General features: G+C 56.8%; 13 protein-coding genes and 3 pseudogenes. 4 read left to right on the top strand and 12 right to left on the bottom strand.

All coding sequences use genetic code 11. The annotated features are described in order from the left end of the window. Positions 1–339 precede the first annotated feature (339 nt). On the top strand, positions 340–687 hold the full coding sequence (locus EN925_RS00070; protein WP_063169310.1) for a transposase: 348 nt from the start codon (positions 340–342) through the stop codon (positions 685–687). A gap of 48 nt (positions 688–735) precedes the next feature. On the opposite strand, the pseudogene EN925_RS40430 reads toward EN925_RS00070, so the two are convergent. Beyond that, positions 736–872: pseudogene (locus EN925_RS40430) on the bottom strand (IS3 family transposase); the annotation flags it as partial. A 528-nt stretch (positions 873–1,400) separates the two neighbouring features. On the opposite strand from EN925_RS40430, the gene EN925_RS40425 reads away from it, so the two are divergent. After that, the gene (locus EN925_RS40425; protein ID WP_063169311.1) at positions 1,401–1,775 is read left to right on the top strand and encodes a zinc ribbon domain-containing protein; all 375 of its coding nucleotides are present in this window, start codon (positions 1,401–1,403) and stop codon (positions 1,773–1,775) included. A 55-nt stretch (positions 1,776–1,830) separates the two neighbouring features. Here EN925_RS40425 and EN925_RS00060 read toward each other — a convergent pair. The 10 genes and pseudogenes from EN925_RS00060 to EN925_RS00015 form a co-directional block, all read right to left on the bottom strand. Beyond that, positions 1,831–1,955: pseudogene (locus tag EN925_RS00060) on the bottom strand (integrase core domain-containing protein); the annotation flags it as partial. A gap of 24 nt (positions 1,956–1,979) precedes the next feature. Then, positions 1,980–2,882, bottom strand: a complete 903-nt coding sequence (locus EN925_RS00055; protein ID WP_210326668.1) for a CoA ester lyase — start codon at positions 2,880–2,882, stop codon at positions 1,980–1,982. A gap of 133 nt (positions 2,883–3,015) precedes the next feature. Further along, positions 3,016–4,167 (bottom strand): CaiB/BaiF CoA-transferase family protein, encoded by a 1,152-nt coding sequence (locus EN925_RS00050; RefSeq protein ID WP_063169312.1) that lies wholly within the window; start codon positions 4,165–4,167, stop codon positions 3,016–3,018. An 11-nt stretch (positions 4,168–4,178) separates the two neighbouring features. Next, positions 4,179–5,432: a methylaspartate ammonia-lyase gene (locus EN925_RS00045; RefSeq protein ID WP_063170371.1), complete on the bottom strand. Its 1,254-nt coding sequence runs from the start codon at positions 5,430–5,432 to the stop codon at positions 4,179–4,181. A gap of 453 nt (positions 5,433–5,885) precedes the next feature. Beyond that, positions 5,886–6,881, bottom strand: coding sequence for a succinylglutamate desuccinylase/aspartoacylase family protein (locus EN925_RS00040; protein WP_063169313.1), 996 nt, complete (start codon positions 6,879–6,881; stop codon positions 5,886–5,888). A gap of 319 nt (positions 6,882–7,200) precedes the next feature. Further along, positions 7,201–7,374, bottom strand: coding sequence for a hypothetical protein (locus EN925_RS00035; RefSeq protein ID WP_164548525.1), 174 nt, complete (start codon positions 7,372–7,374; stop codon positions 7,201–7,203). Positions 7,375–7,467: 93 nt separating this feature from the next. Continuing rightward, positions 7,468–9,246: an ABC transporter permease subunit gene (locus EN925_RS00030; protein ID WP_063169314.1), complete on the bottom strand. Its 1,779-nt coding sequence runs from the start codon at positions 9,244–9,246 to the stop codon at positions 7,468–7,470. 20 nt (positions 9,247–9,266) lie between these two features. Next, a complete protein-coding gene (locus EN925_RS00025; protein ID WP_224570037.1) occupies positions 9,267–10,355 on the bottom strand; it encodes an ABC transporter ATP-binding protein in 1,089 nt (362 codons plus the stop codon). 190 nt (positions 10,356–10,545) lie between these two features. Further along, positions 10,546–11,652, bottom strand: a complete 1,107-nt coding sequence (locus tag EN925_RS00020) for an ABC transporter substrate-binding protein (protein WP_063169315.1) — start codon at positions 11,650–11,652, stop codon at positions 10,546–10,548. Between the two features lie 62 nt (positions 11,653–11,714). Beyond that, the gene (locus EN925_RS00015) at positions 11,715–12,878 is read right to left on the bottom strand and encodes a M20 aminoacylase family protein (protein WP_063169316.1); all 1,164 of its coding nucleotides are present in this window, start codon (positions 12,876–12,878) and stop codon (positions 11,715–11,717) included. 443 nt (positions 12,879–13,321) lie between these two features. Between EN925_RS00015 and EN925_RS39535 the strand changes: the two genes are divergently transcribed. Together EN925_RS39535 and EN925_RS00010 are read left to right on the top strand one after the other, a co-directional pair. After that, positions 13,322–13,492: a hypothetical protein gene (locus EN925_RS39535; protein WP_164548526.1), complete on the top strand. Its 171-nt coding sequence runs from the start codon at positions 13,322–13,324 to the stop codon at positions 13,490–13,492. Positions 13,493–13,577: 85 nt separating this feature from the next. Then, a pseudogene (locus EN925_RS00010) lies at positions 13,578–14,209 on the top strand (IS5 family transposase). 2 nt (positions 14,210–14,211) lie between these two features. Here the strand turns inward: EN925_RS00010 and EN925_RS00005 are convergent. Then, positions 14,212–15,387 carry a Xaa-Pro peptidase family protein gene (locus EN925_RS00005; RefSeq protein ID WP_063169317.1) on the bottom strand — a complete coding sequence of 392 codons (1,176 nt, stop codon included), beginning with the start codon at positions 15,385–15,387 and terminating at the stop codon, positions 14,212–14,214. Positions 15,388–15,645 lie beyond the last annotated feature (258 nt).

The raw sequence follows: 15,645 nt of genomic DNA, 5'->3' as shown, positions 1-15,645 counted from the left end.
AAACCGAAGTCCTCGCCAAAACTCTTCGCCGACGTGCGACGACCGCGCCGGTGCTCGTTCCGGGGTCGGCAAGACGAAGACAGGCCTACTCTGGATTTATGCCCGCGATGACTGATTAGGGAGGGAGCGGACCGCCGGGCGTCTTATGTCTATGCGCCGGACCGAAAAGGCCCAGCGTGCGATCGCTCATCTCGCAGGCTCTCTACCGGAACTTGCAGGTCGACGGCTATAGCGGGCCATCGCTTGCTGGCCGACGAAAAGCGGCTTCACGCTCGCCTTCTGCCATGCCGCGCCCGATCGAGGCGCTAAGAAGGATCCGCGAACTCTAAAAGATCGAGGATGACATCCGTAGCCGAGGCCAACGAGGCCTTGCTGCACGCAGGCAAAAAGTGCTCAACCATCACGGCACTGGACCCAGGGCGGCTAGAGAAGCTCGGCCAAATCAGTCAGAAGACCAAGCTCACAGCGGCGATCCCCTACACGCTCTCGCGCTGGGAAGCGCCTCTCGCGCATCCTGGACGAGGCCATATCAAGATCGACAGCAACGTGGTCGAACGCTCAATCATACGCAACTCTTTTTGCAGCTCCGGCGGTGGCGCTGAGCACTGGTCAGTCATCGTGTCGCTGGGTGATCGCCGGGATTGGCCGGATAGCCTGAAGCTAAGGCCGTCGAGCCAGACCCTCTGACCTGCCACTGAACTTTCAACCAGTGGCGATTAGCCTCGGCCGTTTCTGTTATGGCGCGGTTTGAGCAACGGGCGGAGGCGCGAAGCCTTCATTGAGTGCAGCGTCGGAGCCGGTTGCGGCGAGGGTTCCGGCGAAGACCGCCGGGGTCAAATAGCGAGCGAGGAATGCGGCCTCACGGTGTTGAACAACACCAGGAAAGAACACCCACAGGACCGAGGAACGCAAGTTTCTTTATCCGTGGCATCCTTGGGCCGGGCGTTGTGTTCACGTTCATGAGGTGATCGAGAACGCCGACCGGGAGGTTTTCCGCTGCAGTCTCTCCCGCCACGCCTCCGATCGGTGGCTGGAAGTTCCGGCCTGGATGTTTGATCGCGGTCTGCACCGCGTGGCGCATTGCCCTGCCCCACATATCGATCCCAGAACGCTTGGCGTCTTGGTGACACTGCTGCAGGACCCGACGGCCAATTCCCACACCCCATCGCAATTGGAGGATTCGGGCGCAGCATCGGGTCCTCACGAAGCGAACCGGGGAGAGGTCCATACCGCGCCAGCCTACGACATATCAGTTCGATCTTCTCCAACCCGCACGACGCGCAGACCGCGCAGATGCCGCCATTCGCTCGCGCAGCCGCCGTAAGGCGCGAGATGCTGGCGCTGATTCCGGGTGCACACGAAGGCTACGTCGGCTGGGAAAGGCGGAAGCGATCCGCAAGATGGTGAGCGACCACGTGCCCACGAGCCGGCATCACGGGGCGCCCAAGCATGGCGACGCTCTGCTCGCCGACCTTGTCCGCTGCCGGCGCTGCGGCCGCGAGCTGACGGTCCGCTACACGGGAACCAAGCACAACATTCCGCGCTATTCCTGCTGGCGTGGTCTGCTTGACAATGGCGAGCCGCGTTGCATCGCCTTCGGTGGACTCGCGTCGATCGAAGGCGTTCATCCTCTGCCGGACGGTCCATGGGTCTTCAGCCGATCAACGCTTGACGAACCGGCGGCTCAGCGCATCGTTCATCGCGCGCGGCAAAACCCAAAATACCCCATGGGATCGCATCCAGATCAGCAAAACCTATTCACTCAAATGACATAGACAGATGAGTGTTATGAACAGGATTTAGGTCCTGCCTCCATTCGGCAGTGGCACTGCGGGCGTGGTCGAGGCCGAAGAACAGGCCATCGTTCAACAGCTCGTCTCGCATTCGGCCGTTGAGGGAATCGCGTAGCCATTTTGCATCGGCTTGCCCGGCGCGGTGTAGTGCCATTCGCTCCTGTTCAGCCGCTGATAACAGGCCAGTCAGTTGTTGCCCACAAGAATCAGGATCTCGTGGGCGCGCCGCACCACTGGCGGATCTATCATTTTGCCATTCAACGAGAATGCGGACAGTCCACGCGTGGCGGCATCATTTGCCGCCGCGACAACTTTATGGGCCCACTCGAGCTCCTGGGCGCTTGGCGAGAAAGCCTCATTGAATATGGCCACCTGTGTCGGATGGATCGCCAAAGCTCCGGCAAAGCCAAGCCGCCGCGCCCGCACCGCGGCCTCACGAAGTTTATGCGTGTCCGAGAACTCGCCGATGCTTCCTATGAAGCCCAGCGGGAGCAAGCCGGCCGCGCGGGCGGCAAACAGAACAGAAAGGTTCGGCGTCAAAAGAAGGTCGAATCCTGGGGCGCCGCCAACAGCGGCGCTGAAGTCTTCAGGGCCAAGCGCCATTGCGACCATCCTTGGATGCGCCGACGCAATGGCCGCAAGCCTTTGCAAGGCGCCCGGGGTCTCAATCTGGGCAAGGAACCGGATGCCTCCCTGCGGAAGATTTCTTTCACGTTCTAGTTCCGAAACCGCATTCGCGATCTCTATAACCCACTCTGCCGAATCCGTCTTCGGAAGAACCAGTGCGTCAACACCCGCCATCACGGCTGCATCGAGATCGGCCGCCAAGGCGCGCAGACCATGATTCACGCGGACCAAAACAGATGCGCCTTTCCGGCCCACCTCTGCCACGCATTCAGGAAGCTGCTGCCGTGACTCTCCTTTCCGATCCTGGGGCACGGAATCCTCCAGGTCGAGAATGACGCCATCTGCGCCCCGCTCATGGGCCGTCTCTACAAAGCGCGGAACGTGAACAGGAACGAAGAGCAGGGATCTCCAGCGCGGTACAGACATCGCGCCTTCAACGGCCGCAAAGGTGTCCTTGATCATGGAGACGCCTTTGCGGCCGATTTTAGCGCGGGCGCTGCCAGTGAGCTTTCTAGGCGGCCGGTGCGCTGAAATGATCCGAGGTACACAGGCATTTTGTAAACCGCGAGCAGTCTCACCTTACTGAAACGCGCGCTCACGCTGACGCGGCTCTTTCGCGCAAAAGCGCCCGCACCTCCTCGCGGACAGCCTCGGTATGAGAGCCAAGAGCCGGGACTGGGCGAAGCGAGGGGAGCTCCGAGTTGAAAATCGCCGCCGGCGCTATCGTCTCGACGGCTCCATCGGGTGTTCCAACCTGCACCCTGCGAATGTGTGGATGCTTTGAAACATCCACCACTTCGTTCAGTCGGCCATATGCCAGGCCGGCCGCCTCGAGCTCCTGCATCGCATCGTGGCAGGATAGTTCAAAAAACCGCTGTTCAATGATCTCATCAAGTTGCGCACGATGAGCGAGGCGCTCCATATTGTCAGCAAAACCAGGTGCGCGTGTGAGCCCGGACTGCTTCAGGAATTTCTCGCAGAAATTCACCCATTCGCGGTCATTCTGAACCGAAAAGATGACCTCTTTGCCGTCGGCACAGCGATAGGCACCATACGGCGCGAGCGACGGGTGTTTCACGCCTGCGCGTACCGTCTGGTAGCCGCTGTAATCATTTTGCAAAACCGGCACGTTCATCCAGTCGGCGACGGCATCAAACAGTGACACCTGGATGCTGGTCCCTTCGCCGGTGACCTCGCGGTGGTACAGTGCCTGAAGAATGGCGCTGTGCGCTGTCATGCCCGCCGAGATATCGCAAACCGAGACCCCTACACGCGCAGGCCCCTGTTGGTTGCCGGTGATAGCGCATAGACCTGTTTCGGCCTGGACGATCAGATCGTAGGCCTTCAAATGGGAATACGGCCCTGACTCCCCGAAACCAGAAATGTCGCAGGTGATCAGCCGCGGATATCGTCGACGCAGATCAGCGGACGCGAACCCCAGTTTTTCTATGCTGCCCGGCTTTAGATTCTGGATGAAGACATCAGCACTGGCAATGAGCGTGTCGAGGACGGCGCGATCCGCCTCCAACCTCAGGTCTAGACAGACCGACTCCTTACCCCGGTTGAGCCAGACGAAGTACGCGCTCTGCCCCCGCACCAGCTTGTCGTAGTTTCGGGCAAAGTCCCCTTCGGGCCTTTCGACCTTGATCACCCGGGCGCCTGCGTCAGCAAGGCGAGACGATGCGTAGGGAGCTGCAACGGCCTGTTCGACCGCCACAACCGTGATGTCCTTGAGACTGTTTAGCATCAGGGCGCTTCCTACGCGGCTTTCAGGTTTTGTGCCCGACGCCGATCAAGCATGGCGAGCAACCGATTTTGTTCGTTGCCTACAATGGAAAGACCTTCGTCGATGCCCATGCCAGGCTTCGCGAGCATCATGTCCGCCTGTGTTGCCACCGAAATGTGAACCGTCGCTCGCGCGGAGAGATCCGTCTCGCTGCAGCTGCCTCCCACATAGGCGTCCACGTTGTTCTCTTTGCACAGAAGCACCGCACGGGCGCTGTCGGCGATCGAGCCCACGTCCGGCGTCTTGATCTGCACGAGATGGGTCGCCTTAGCCTCCGCAAACAGACGCACATCCTCTAAGGTGTTGCAGCGTTCATCGACAACGATGCGCGCACGTGACGCGCGCGCATTCAGAATGCCGACGATCTGCCCGTAATTTTCGACCTGCGCCGGCGTAGACCCGAAGTCGGCTGGCGATTCGATATTCACCGTGAACTCCGGAACCGCGTCAGCAACCTTACTGATGAAGTCGGCGATGCGCTGGACGTCGAGCCCGATCTCCATACCGATCCAGCCGTACACATCGAAATGCAGCACCGGAGAATAGTCTGGTTGGCCGATTTGCTTGACGCGGTGCGCCACCCATTTGACGAAATCCAGAAAGGTTTCTCCCCCAACGCCGAATTTGCTACGCGAGTTGATGAGGCCATGCGGGATCACATCCACCCCCTTCAGGATCATTTTATCGACATTGATTTCGCGCGCATCACCGCTCTGGCAATAAATTGGGACACGACGATGCGGCATGGATAGGCAAAATTCCGAACAAACCACCTCCGCCATGGTACGACGCGCAGCATGGGCAGCAGCGCTTAAAAGGGCTTGGCTGACCCCATATTCGATGCATAGTGGGAGTCGTTTCCCAGTATGGAGATCGAAGACACTGGAGCAGGCTGTCAAAAAGCTGGACGCATCAATGTTTAAGAGCCGCGGGACAACAACACGTGACGTGAGATCCATGATGGCTCCGACGTCAAACAGGGGGTCACGCCCGCCAGCCCCTGAGTATTGCACTCCCATCATATCGCCCCAGGCGACCATATCGTCTTCCAGGACAAGCCCGACGCTTAAGCAAGCTGCCGGAACACGGATATCACGGAAGCCGGGCGTCAATGGCTCGCCGACGTAAACAAAACCGTCCTGGCCAACCCCTGCCCTAATGGCAGCTTGATCGTCATAAAAGAAGGCGCCGTTGCCGGGCGTGAGAATGACGTCTTTGATCTGCACTGAATTATACTCGAGTTTGGCCAAGCTATGAGCTGCGGCCGGATTTGCGCGCTCTGTCCTAAGTTATGCCCCGTTCGGAATCGGTTTTGCCAATATAAAGCCCCGAACGTGCCCATCTCGTTTTAAGATACGATAAAGTTGTTTTACGGGCGTCAGCGGGGACGGCACCGTCCGCCTCCCCTCTTGGTCGCGGTGCGCCGGATCGTCGCCCCTGCTTCCATAACAGAAGCTAGGCGATCAATCCGTCCGGCCAGCTCCCATCTCGGACCGCCACTTTCAACCATGGTTAGTATAAACCAAGCGATCAAGGATCAAGCAATCTTTTTGGCATGATTTTGGAAGACAGGATCAGCCGCTGATCGATCCGAGGAGCTGGCCTATAAGCTCCAGTCGAGGCCAGTGCCTTCATACCGGAGTTACTACAGCTGGCCAAGGCGCGGCTAATCTGTACCTCTAGTTATGCAGCGGCCGCGCAAGGATGGCTACCCCTTCATTGCGGTCGACATGCGCGCCCGATCCTATGGCTAGGACGATTGATGGCCCAGGCGCTCGGATGTCAATGGACGGAGCGGAAACAGAATCCATAGAGTGTAGGATACCTATAAGATCTCCCGACCTCACTTCATCCAACACAGAGCAGCGAGGTTCGAAGATACCCTGCGCGGGCGATTTCAACTCGTCTGATATCAGCGTCTCAAGGGTCTGACTGGACCTTTTGTTACGGAAAGACACGTCCTCGACTTTTCCTTCGACGAGTCCAAGCATAACGAGCGCGTTGCGAACTCCAGCTTCATAAATCGCTAGAGCTTCTGCGCTAACCGTACCACCGCCGAATTCCGCGCAAACGAATACCTTCCCTAGGCTATGTGCCCAACTGTCGAACATCCCAGCCGTGTCGTCATGTTGCCAGAGCAATGTTACGGGCAGCTTAAATGCCGCTGCCATTGCGAGCGTCTTAGCCATGAGATCCGCATCAGCAATTGGATGCGTGATGACCGCCGGGGGAAAATCCCACGTTGGGCCGAAGCTGTGCAGATCGAAAACGATGTCGGCATTTGGCAACAATACGCGTGAAACCGCATCCGCGATTCGTTCCGTAACAGACCCGTCGGCACGGCCCGGAAACACGCGGTTCAGATTCAAACCATCAAGCGGAGTATTGCGGCTCCATGCTTGAACTGCCAATGGATTAAGCACTGGCAGCACGATGATCCTACCACTGGTTTGCGCTTGTGGCAGCCACTCGATAAGCCGCCGCGCGACTAATGGCCCCTCCATTTCATTGCCATGATTCCCACCGGTGATAAGAAGGCGCGGTCCATCGCCCTTATTAAGACTAAAAACCGGAAGCGAGAACTCTTCATGGTCGGCGCCTCCCGGCACAACGAGGTGTCCTCTGCTCACGCCATGCGCATCGAGATCAAACGTAAGATGTGGTGCTTCGTTCATTGCTTAACCTATTGCGGGTGATCTGGCGACTTTGACCGGGCATATGGTCTTGTACACGGCTATTTTTTTCGCCTGGAACTATGCACACGCGGTCACCACTTCGCCAATATAATGTCCGAGACGGCACCATCGCGTTTTCAGATGACCAGGGCTCGCTCTGCTGACCTGTCCCTTGGTTCGTCACCTTGATCCCGGTGCACTAAGGGAGGAGGAAGGTCAAAGTCGCGGTGGGTAGCCGATTTCAGAAATCGCGCGATCAGCCGGTTGACGTTGGCTAGCTGTTCGTTGTTCAGACGGGCGAAGGATCTGTGCGATCCGGTCAGCGCCGTTGACCTCGAATTCCATCCTGGCGCGCAGCAAGAGGATCGGCAGGTCTGAGCTTGCTGGCGAGCAAGGCCGGCCGATCCCAGACATAGTCCGAATCCTTGATCCGCATGTGCCAGATGATAATTGCAAGAGCTTTACTGGTTTCCGTTTTGGACCAGGTGGCCATTTTATCCGCCCGTTGAAGCCCCGAACAGATGCTTGTCGCCAGTCCGTAGGAATAGGTCGGACGCATCATCAGGAAGTGGATCTGCCACGCCAGTTAGGCAGCGGCTTCCTGTAATGTTCGCTGCATGCTCGGTCGAGAACGCCACCAGACGGCATAGAGGACAAGCATCCAGATTAAAGGCAGAAGCATCAAAAGAGAAGCGACTGCAGCAATCGTCGGGTCGATTTGGTGGCGGATATTCTCCAGCATCTTCAAGGGCAACGTCCGCACCGACAGACCGCCGACCAAAGACGTTATGACCGCTTCATCGAATGACTGGAGGAATGCGAACATGGCGCCGCCGATCACTCCCGGCCTGATTAACGGCAGTGTTACGCGAAAAAACGTTTGCAGTGGTCCGGCACGCATACTCTTGGCCGCCTGCTCTAACGTCCGATCGAAGTTGGCCAACGTCGCAGAAACGATCACCACCACAATTCCAACAGCGCCGATACTGTGAGCGAGGGCGATACCACCCTTTGTGCCGATTAGACCAATCTGGATGAGACCCAGATAAGTCGCGATACCGACCACGATAACTGGAAAGGTGATAGGCGTGATTATGATCATTGTCAGCACGCCGCGAAGTCTTGCGCTTATTCGGCTCAATCCGAAAGCAGCAAGTGTTCCCAATAGAGTAGAAATAACAGCTACCTCGACACCAATCTCGACGCTGGTCCAAGCTGCTCCGCTCCAAGATGCATCGCCGAAAAACGAGCGATACCATTGAAGCGACAGGCCCGAAGGCGGAAATTGCAAAAATGCCCCGGAACTGAACGACATGATGACAACGATTATCCCTGGGAATAAAAGAAAGGCCATCACCAAAACGATAAAAACGATCGCGACGACTTTAGGCCATCGCCTTTCCGCCCCAGGCACGTAGCGCCGTCCCGTCCACCGTTTGACACGATAGGGACGCAGAATTTCGCTGAAGTTTCGTTTGATAACAAGAACAATGGGTAGTCGGGACATCGAGCCCTTCGGAGCTCGAGTTTGGCTTTGCTCTTGTTTGCCGGAGAGGTCAAGCCCGACCATGGAAAGCACCACAATGGCAAACCCGAGAAGGATGAAGGACGCAGCGGCAATGCGCGGAATATCGAACGAGCTATTCACCTCGGCCGCAATGAAGGTTGAAAGCATGGCATCGCGCAATCCCCCAAGTGCCGCCGGCGTGATATAGAATCCTAGGCAGAACACAAAAACTAGGAGCGAGCCACTCCGTGCGCCTGGAATGCTAAGGGGGAGAAATACACGCCTGAAAGCGGTGAAAGGTCCCGCTCCCATACTGCGTGCAGCAGCCATCAAGGACCGATCGATCCCCATCATCGCACTAACCAAGGGAAGTATCATCATCGGCAGCATGATGTGGACCATGCCAATATAGACCGCGGTTCGGTTATAGATGAGTTGCAGAGGTCGATCGATCAATCCGACGTCCAGCAAGATGTTGTTGATGACCCCGCGATCCCCAAGAATAACAATCCATGCGTAGGTACGCGCCAGCCCACTGGTCAAATAGGGGATGATCACGAGAGCGATGAGCGTCATGCGCAGAGTCTTGGATGCCGTGACGATCAGATACGCGGTTGGATAGCCTACGATTAAGCAGATGGCAGTTGCGACCAGACTTATTTCTATCGTTTGAAAGAGCACCCGCACATTAGCTGGCTGGGCGAAAAACGCTCCGTAGTATTGGAACGAGAAATCGGGGGCATTGACACTGCTTAGGAAAAGCAAGGTTATAGGGGCACCGAAAACCACAAGCAAAAGCGCGAACGCGGGCGCGGTTAACCCAAGTGGCACCTTGGCCATTCTGCGCAAAAGCTTCATGGATATCCCTTATCAATCGCTTATGGCGAAACGAAGCGAATGTCTGACCGCAGCCACGTGAGGCAAACCTCCTCGCCTGGCTGGAAAACAGGTTGGTCTGCCGCGACATGTTCCCGGACGATGAGAACATTGTTGCCAACGCGAACATGGTATTTTCGCAGAGGGCCGGCAAAAATCATATCGTCGACCGCACCGGCAACATATTGCCGCTGGTCCGTTTGAGCCCACTCCGCAGTCTTCGGAAGTACACTGATGCGCTCTGGCCTTATCATCGCAACGGTGCCGATTTGCGGCGCGTTGCCCCCTCTGGCCAGCAACAAGGCATCCTCGAGAATGTTCGCCTCACCCAGAAATTTAGCGACAAAGCACGATGATGGCCGATCATAGAGGGCCTCTGGTGTATCGATTTGCTCGACACGTCCTGCGCGCATTACAACAATCCGGTCTGACAGAGTAAGCGCCTCCTCCTGGTCATGCGTAACGCACACCGTCGTGATACCGAACTCCTTGTGCAAGCTCTTCATCTCGATCTGCATCTGCTCACGCAGGTTACGGTCGAGTGCGCCAAGCGGTTCATCAAGTAATAGGAAGGGTGGATCGGCAATCAGCGCGCGGGCTAGCGCCACGCGCTGCTGCTGACCGCCACTCAATTGGGATGGCATGCGACCGCCGAATTCCCCTAGATGCACGCGCTCAAGCATACGGGCTACCCGAACCTTCCTCTGATCGGGAGCCATGCCCCGCATTTCGAGAGGGAATTCCAGGTTTCGAGCCACTGTGAGATGCGGGAACAGCGCATAGCTCTGGAACACAATTCCTTGATCGCGCCGGTAGGACGGGACCGAAGCCACTGAATGGCCGGCGATCATAATATCACCCGAACTCGGGGCCTCAAAGCCGGCCAAGAGCATCAGGGTAGTGGTCTTACCCGAGCCGCTCGGGCCGAGAATCGTCAAGAACTCGCCGCGACGCACGGTCAGCGACAGATCCCTGACCGCCGGAACACTCCCGTACATCTTGGTAACACTGCTGAACTGAATTTGTGGCACCGATTGGTTCACATCTGCAGCGTCAACTTCCGAACGGGGGGCGGTATTCATTGCGTGCATGTTCACTGTGGCTCCTCCACCATCGCTGGCGTGCATTAGCAGGCATTTGCCGTACCTTCTGCCGTCGTACCCGATGCCGTGAGCGGAGAGGCTAGTGGGCTACCCCGCTCCCCGTCACATTTTCAGCATCAGTTTCGACTTTAGCCCGGTATGGAGTTACCCCGACCGGACTTTCGCACTTCAACCAACCCTACTGCAGGATCCACTCATTCCACCGCTGGATAAGCATCTCAGTGTTGGAAACACCGCTGGGGCCTACCTCATTGTACCATTTGCCGTTGATGGAAACGCTGCTCTTGATGTAATCTGGGTGGGTAGGGAGCTTGCGCGCAACTTTCTCGGGAAGAAGTTTGAACGCATTGCCGTTGCTTGGTCCCTCAGGAAACAATTGGCAAAATGCTGCCTGACGTTCCGCGCGAGTGGCGAATTCGATAAACTTCTGCGCAGCCTTCGCGTTGGGTGAACCCTTTGGAATGACCCAATAATCCCACTGCAGCTTCGCCTGGTTTCGATTGATCTCCGTCGCGGCGCCCTGATCGATCAACAGTAGAGCTCTTCCGTCATACGATTGAGCGATGTCAACGACCTTATCATGCAACATCTGTTGAATCTCTGATCCGCTGCTCCACCACTTACGGATGTGCGGCTTTATTTTGTCCAAACTGGCAAACACCCGGTCGATATCCATCGGGTAGAGCTTATCGGGAGATACACCGTCCGCTAACAGGGCCTCTTCCCAGGGTCCTTCTGAACCAAACTGGCCGGACACCAAGGTGCGAACGCCGGGAAACTTATCAGCATCCCAGAATTCAGCCCAGTTTGTCGGCCGGGGTTTATCAGCTGGGAATACGTCTGTGCTATATACCATATTATATGAGTAAATCAAATTTGCCACGCCAAACGGTTGCTTGGCAAATTCATAAATTCCGTCTAGCTCTTCTTTCCTGAACAAGGAGTAATCAATTTCTTCAAGAATTCCTTTCTTAGCTGCGACCAAGCCGGACCCTTGCGTAAGCGCCCCGACATCTACCGTGACATTGCCCGATTTTACCATCAACTCGACCTGTCCCATACCCATGTCGTCGGTGATTGGGTTGACCTTGATACCGGTCTCAGCTTCAAATGGCTTAGCGTAAGCCTCAATGTTAGCCTTTCCCCAATCGCCGCCGCCTAGCACTACGTTGATCTGGTTGGGTGTTTGGGCCGCAACGCGGCCCGCAATTGAAGACAGAGCGCCAGCCGCCATGGCGGTCGATGTCGCCTGCAGCAATCGTCGGCGATTTATTTCGTATTTCATGTCGTTACCCTCTTCTTGTGATCTCAGCCTTGATTAGCCAAGGTTGTTTTGCTTGGACAATGTCATGGTGCTAGAGCAGCCTCGGCCAAGTTGACCCAGTATCCAATGCCGTATGGCAGTGCTTCATCGTTAAAGTCGTAGGTTGGATTATGGAGAGCAGCAGTCGATCCATTTCCAAGCAGTATACATGCCCCCGGCCGCGCCTCTAGCATGTACGCGAAGTCCTCTGACCCCAAACTAGGTTTGACTTTGGGGTTCACCGATGAATGGCCGACCAGAGCACGCGCCACCTCTGTTGCCCGACGCGTTTGATCGGGATGATTGACAGTGAGGGGCTCCAGGCGGCGATGCTGAAACTCGACCTTCGCCCCGGAAGCGCGTGCAATATTTTCCGCGCACGCCTCAATCTGTTTTTCAGCGAAGTCGCGCAAAATCGGTGACAGTGTCCTGACTGTTCCGGCAATCTCCGCGCGTTCGGGAATGATGTTGTAAGCTTGTCCGGCGTTCAGCTTTGTGACGGAGATCACCAGGGACTCGGTGGGGTCCGTGTTGCGTGAGACTAGTGTCTGCAAGCCTAAAATGATCTGAGCTGCAACAACGACGGGGTCAATTGTCAGATGGGGAGCGGCCGCGTGACCCCCTCTGCCTTTGACCACAATATCGAACTCGTCGAGCGCGGCAAAAATCGAACCTTCGCAAATGCCGAACGCACCAACCTCCATGCCTGGCCAATTGTGCATGCCAAAGACCTGAGATATCCCGAAACGGTCCATGATCCCCTCCTGGACCATTCTTTGGCCGCCGCGGCCATCTTCCTCGGCAGGTTGGAAGATCAGGGCAACGGACCCTTTGAAGTTCCGGGTCGCGGCGAGGTATTTCGCGGCGCCAAGGAGCATTGCAGTATGCCCGTCGTGACCACACGCGTGCATCTGTCCGGACCTTTTCGACGTCCAAGGTTTGCCTGAAGCTTCGAGTATAGGCAGAGCGTCCATGTCGGCCCGCAACCCGATAGTGGGCCCATCTCCGAGTTGACCTTGGATCAACGCAACCACGCCGGTTTCAGCTATCCTGCACTCGATGTGGTTAATCCCGAAGGAAGCCAGCTTTTCCGCCACAAATGCCGCTGTGTCATTCACCCGATAGTCAAGCTCCGGATTCTCGTGCAGGTACCGGCGCCAAGTCATCGCTTCGATCTCGATCTCCTTGAACCTGTCAACGCCAACCATAGGCACGTTCCCGCATTTGAGTAATTTGGATCAGGCGCCGGTGCGTAATTAATGATCGATGCCACCGGTGTTTTCGTCAAATGCAGTTTGGATATCGTAACCATCTAGAACCGAGATAGCCCCGCGTTCAGGCCTCGGTGTTGGCGCCGGCGACTGCGACCCGATAACAAGCCGTTTGCCCTCAAATGGATAAGCTTCGGCCTTAGAGGACCAGCTGCGAAGTGCTGGCAATCATAAACTCTGGCTCTGCTGGCAACGGCCAATGGCAAAGGTCTGAGTAGGAAGAGCTGTCACCATCGCGACACTCCTCCCCCTCCCACGACCTACTTTCCAGGACTGCATGCGCTTTGCCACTCAATCCGCAAACCGCAGACCCTAGGCGGCGTGGACAAATTCGATGTTAGCAGGGTCGCTTTCCTGCGATCGGGTTGTTAGCATTGGGAATGACACTGGAAGAAGAGAGCGAACGAGCTACGTCGATGCTGATTGGCAAGGTTGTTCGCCGTGTCATGCGCCACCGCGATGGAGAGGTGGTGATCGAGTTTGAGGATGGCAGCCGATTTTTCGCGGATAGCGACAGCCCTCTCGAACTGTCCATCACCTTGGCGGAATAGTATATCCGCCTTACGGAATTTCGGACGTCGATGCGATTGACGTAGCCCAAGAGGATTGATTCAAGGCTGCTTTTTGGAGGCAGGTTTGAGCAGGGGCGATCTCACCGAAGCAGAATGGCGTGTTCTCAAGGGCTTGCTGCCCATCGACCCTGACAAACGCGGCCGAGGTAGACCTCCCAAGCAGAATCGTTCGATCATCAACGGCATTCTCTGGCGGCTCCGCTGCGGCGCTCCATGGCGGGATGTCCCGCCCAAATACGGCAGTTGGAACACCATCTATCGTCGGTTCCGACGCTGGAGCGAGGCCGGGGTCTGGGAGACCGTGGCGGTAATGCTCGCCGAGGTCATGGCGGACAGCGGCCACTACAGCATCGACAGCACCACAGTTCGCGCCCATGTCTCGGCAGCGGGCGGAAAAGGGGGACTCGTGCACCGGACGCCTTCCTTGCGGACAAGGGCTACGATGCCGATACCATTCGCGCCGATCTCGCCGAGCGGAAGATTAAACCCGTCATACCCGGCCGATCAAACCGCCGCGTGAAGATCGAGTATGACCGGGCGCTCTACAAGCAGCGGAACCGAATCGAGCGCATGTTCGGCCACCTCAAAATCAACCGGGCCATTGCCACCCGCTACGATCAATTGGCCAATAGCTTCCTCGGAATGGTCTACCTAGCCACCGCCAGATACTGGCTCAAATTTGTCCACGCCGCCTAGCATCACGCCCGATAAAGTGTTGGCGGGATTTCGCTCAGGAGTTCCGCGCCGCGCTCTGTCACGAGCACGTGTGCGCCGGCACCAAATAGGTAGCCACTTTCGCTGCACAAAATGTTTGGCATGTGCAGGGTCATGCCAGCTCGGAGTGGTTCATTTACATCGGGCTCCAGGCTTAGGTCGCCGCGCTCAGTCCAATTGATGCCAGTTTGGTATCCTGTTCGTTGGCGGAAGACGCCCTTGCGTCCAGATCGCTTCAACACCTCGCCCCCAGCAGCGTGAACGTCCGCCGGCGTAGCACCTGGTCGAATCGAGGAGACAAGGGCCGCAATGACCTCTTCAGCCAAGCCGTGCAAAGATTCGGTTTCGGGATGTTTGCCAAGGACTGCGCATCGAACCATTCCCACTGTATACCCGTGTTTCGAAGCCCCTATCTCCAGAAAGGCAGGTTCGTTGTTGCTGAGAGGATGATGGGTCGCTGGCGCATGGGGCAACTTCACTCGCTCTCCAAACAAAATGGTACCCGGCGCAAGCCCGATATCCCCAGCGGCGTTGCTGGGGTCGTTTGTTACCGCCGCAGCTAGGGCCGCTGCCATTTCGATCTCCGTAATGCCGGGACGAAGCGATTGCTGAAAGGTTCGAATTGCCACGTCAGTGAGTCGAACAGCATCGCGCATACACGCCAACTCAAGTTCTCCTTTCACTGCTGACACTGACGAGACCAGTCGGGTGACGTCAGTAATCTTCAGATCCGGGAGCTGGTCTTGGACTGCGCGCACGTCGGCGGGCGCGAGATTCCAGCAGCCAAGCTCGAAACCGACTCGCTTATTGTCCAGTCCGAGTCGACGCAATACATCGGCGCAGACCCTGCCAAAATCAGGCTGATGTGTATAGGTTTCAATTTCCTCGATGCAGCTATATGAACGTACTGCCTGCTCGTCATATTCTCGGACAACAAATATCGGGACCCGACCCGGCATCAGAATAAGAGGGAAAGGCGCGAAATATCCACCGCTCCCATCGTAGCCGCTGAGATACTTCAAGTGGCCGTGCGCCGTTACTACGATTGCGTCCAAGCCTGCCGTAGCAACCGCATCCAGCACATTGTTTTGCCGGCGCTCATACTCTGATATCGGAAACGGTACACCAGTCAGAGGAATTGCGGAGCGTGTCGTCGCCATATCTCACCTCAATCAGTGTGTCGTGGTTTGGTTGCGCAAAACGCGCGATCGCGTCCATGTTCGAAATTGAACAAAAGCTTCGCCGGCTCATGCGGGGTGACAATCCCCTTTCCTGGCGGCTAGCGTCAAATGCTGTTTTTATATCGGCTGCATCTCGCAGCGAGATGCGCATAGTGCCTTCATCGGCCGCTCAATGCAGGCAACGCTGATCTCCGACAGCTTTGTTCTCGCCAGAGGATCGCCGACAAAGGCGCCGAG

Source organism: Mesorhizobium sp. M7A.F.Ca.US.006.04.2.1 (assembly GCF_004022915.1).
GTDB classification, from domain to species: domain Bacteria; phylum Pseudomonadota; class Alphaproteobacteria; order Rhizobiales; family Rhizobiaceae; genus Mesorhizobium; species Mesorhizobium ciceri.
This window is presented reverse-complemented; position numbering and strand designations above follow the sequence as displayed.

Bases quoted from the DNA above. Each gene is read 5' to 3' on its own strand.
- EN925_RS00070 (WP_063169310.1), top strand. From the start codon at position 340: ATGACATCCGTAGCCGAGGCCAACGAGGCCTTGCTGCACGCAGGCAAA.
- EN925_RS40425 (WP_063169311.1), top strand. From the start codon at position 1,401: ATGGTGAGCGACCACGTGCCCACGAGCCGGCATCACGGGGCGCCCAAG.
- EN925_RS00055 (WP_210326668.1), bottom strand. From the start codon at position 2,882: ATGATCAAGGACACCTTTGCGGCCGTTGAAGGCGCGATGTCTGTACCG.
- EN925_RS00050 (WP_063169312.1), bottom strand. From the start codon at position 4,167: ATGCTAAACAGTCTCAAGGACATCACGGTTGTGGCGGTCGAACAGGCC.
- EN925_RS00040 (WP_063169313.1), bottom strand. From the start codon at position 6,881: ATGAACGAAGCACCACATCTTACGTTTGATCTCGATGCGCATGGCGTG.
- EN925_RS00035 (WP_164548525.1), bottom strand. From the start codon at position 7,374: ATGGCCACCTGGTCCAAAACGGAAACCAGTAAAGCTCTTGCAATTATC.
- EN925_RS00030 (WP_063169314.1), bottom strand. From the start codon at position 9,246: ATGAAGCTTTTGCGCAGAATGGCCAAGGTGCCACTTGGGTTAACCGCG.
- EN925_RS00025 (WP_224570037.1), bottom strand. From the start codon at position 10,355: ATGCACGCAATGAATACCGCCCCCCGTTCGGAAGTTGACGCTGCAGAT.
- EN925_RS00020 (WP_063169315.1), bottom strand. From the start codon at position 11,652: ATGAAATACGAAATAAATCGCCGACGATTGCTGCAGGCGACATCGACC.
- EN925_RS00015 (WP_063169316.1), bottom strand. From the start codon at position 12,878: ATGGTTGGCGTTGACAGGTTCAAGGAGATCGAGATCGAAGCGATGACT.
- EN925_RS39535 (WP_164548526.1), top strand. From the start codon at position 13,322: ATGACACTGGAAGAAGAGAGCGAACGAGCTACGTCGATGCTGATTGGC.
- EN925_RS00005 (WP_063169317.1), bottom strand. From the start codon at position 15,387: ATGGCGACGACACGCTCCGCAATTCCTCTGACTGGTGTACCGTTTCCG.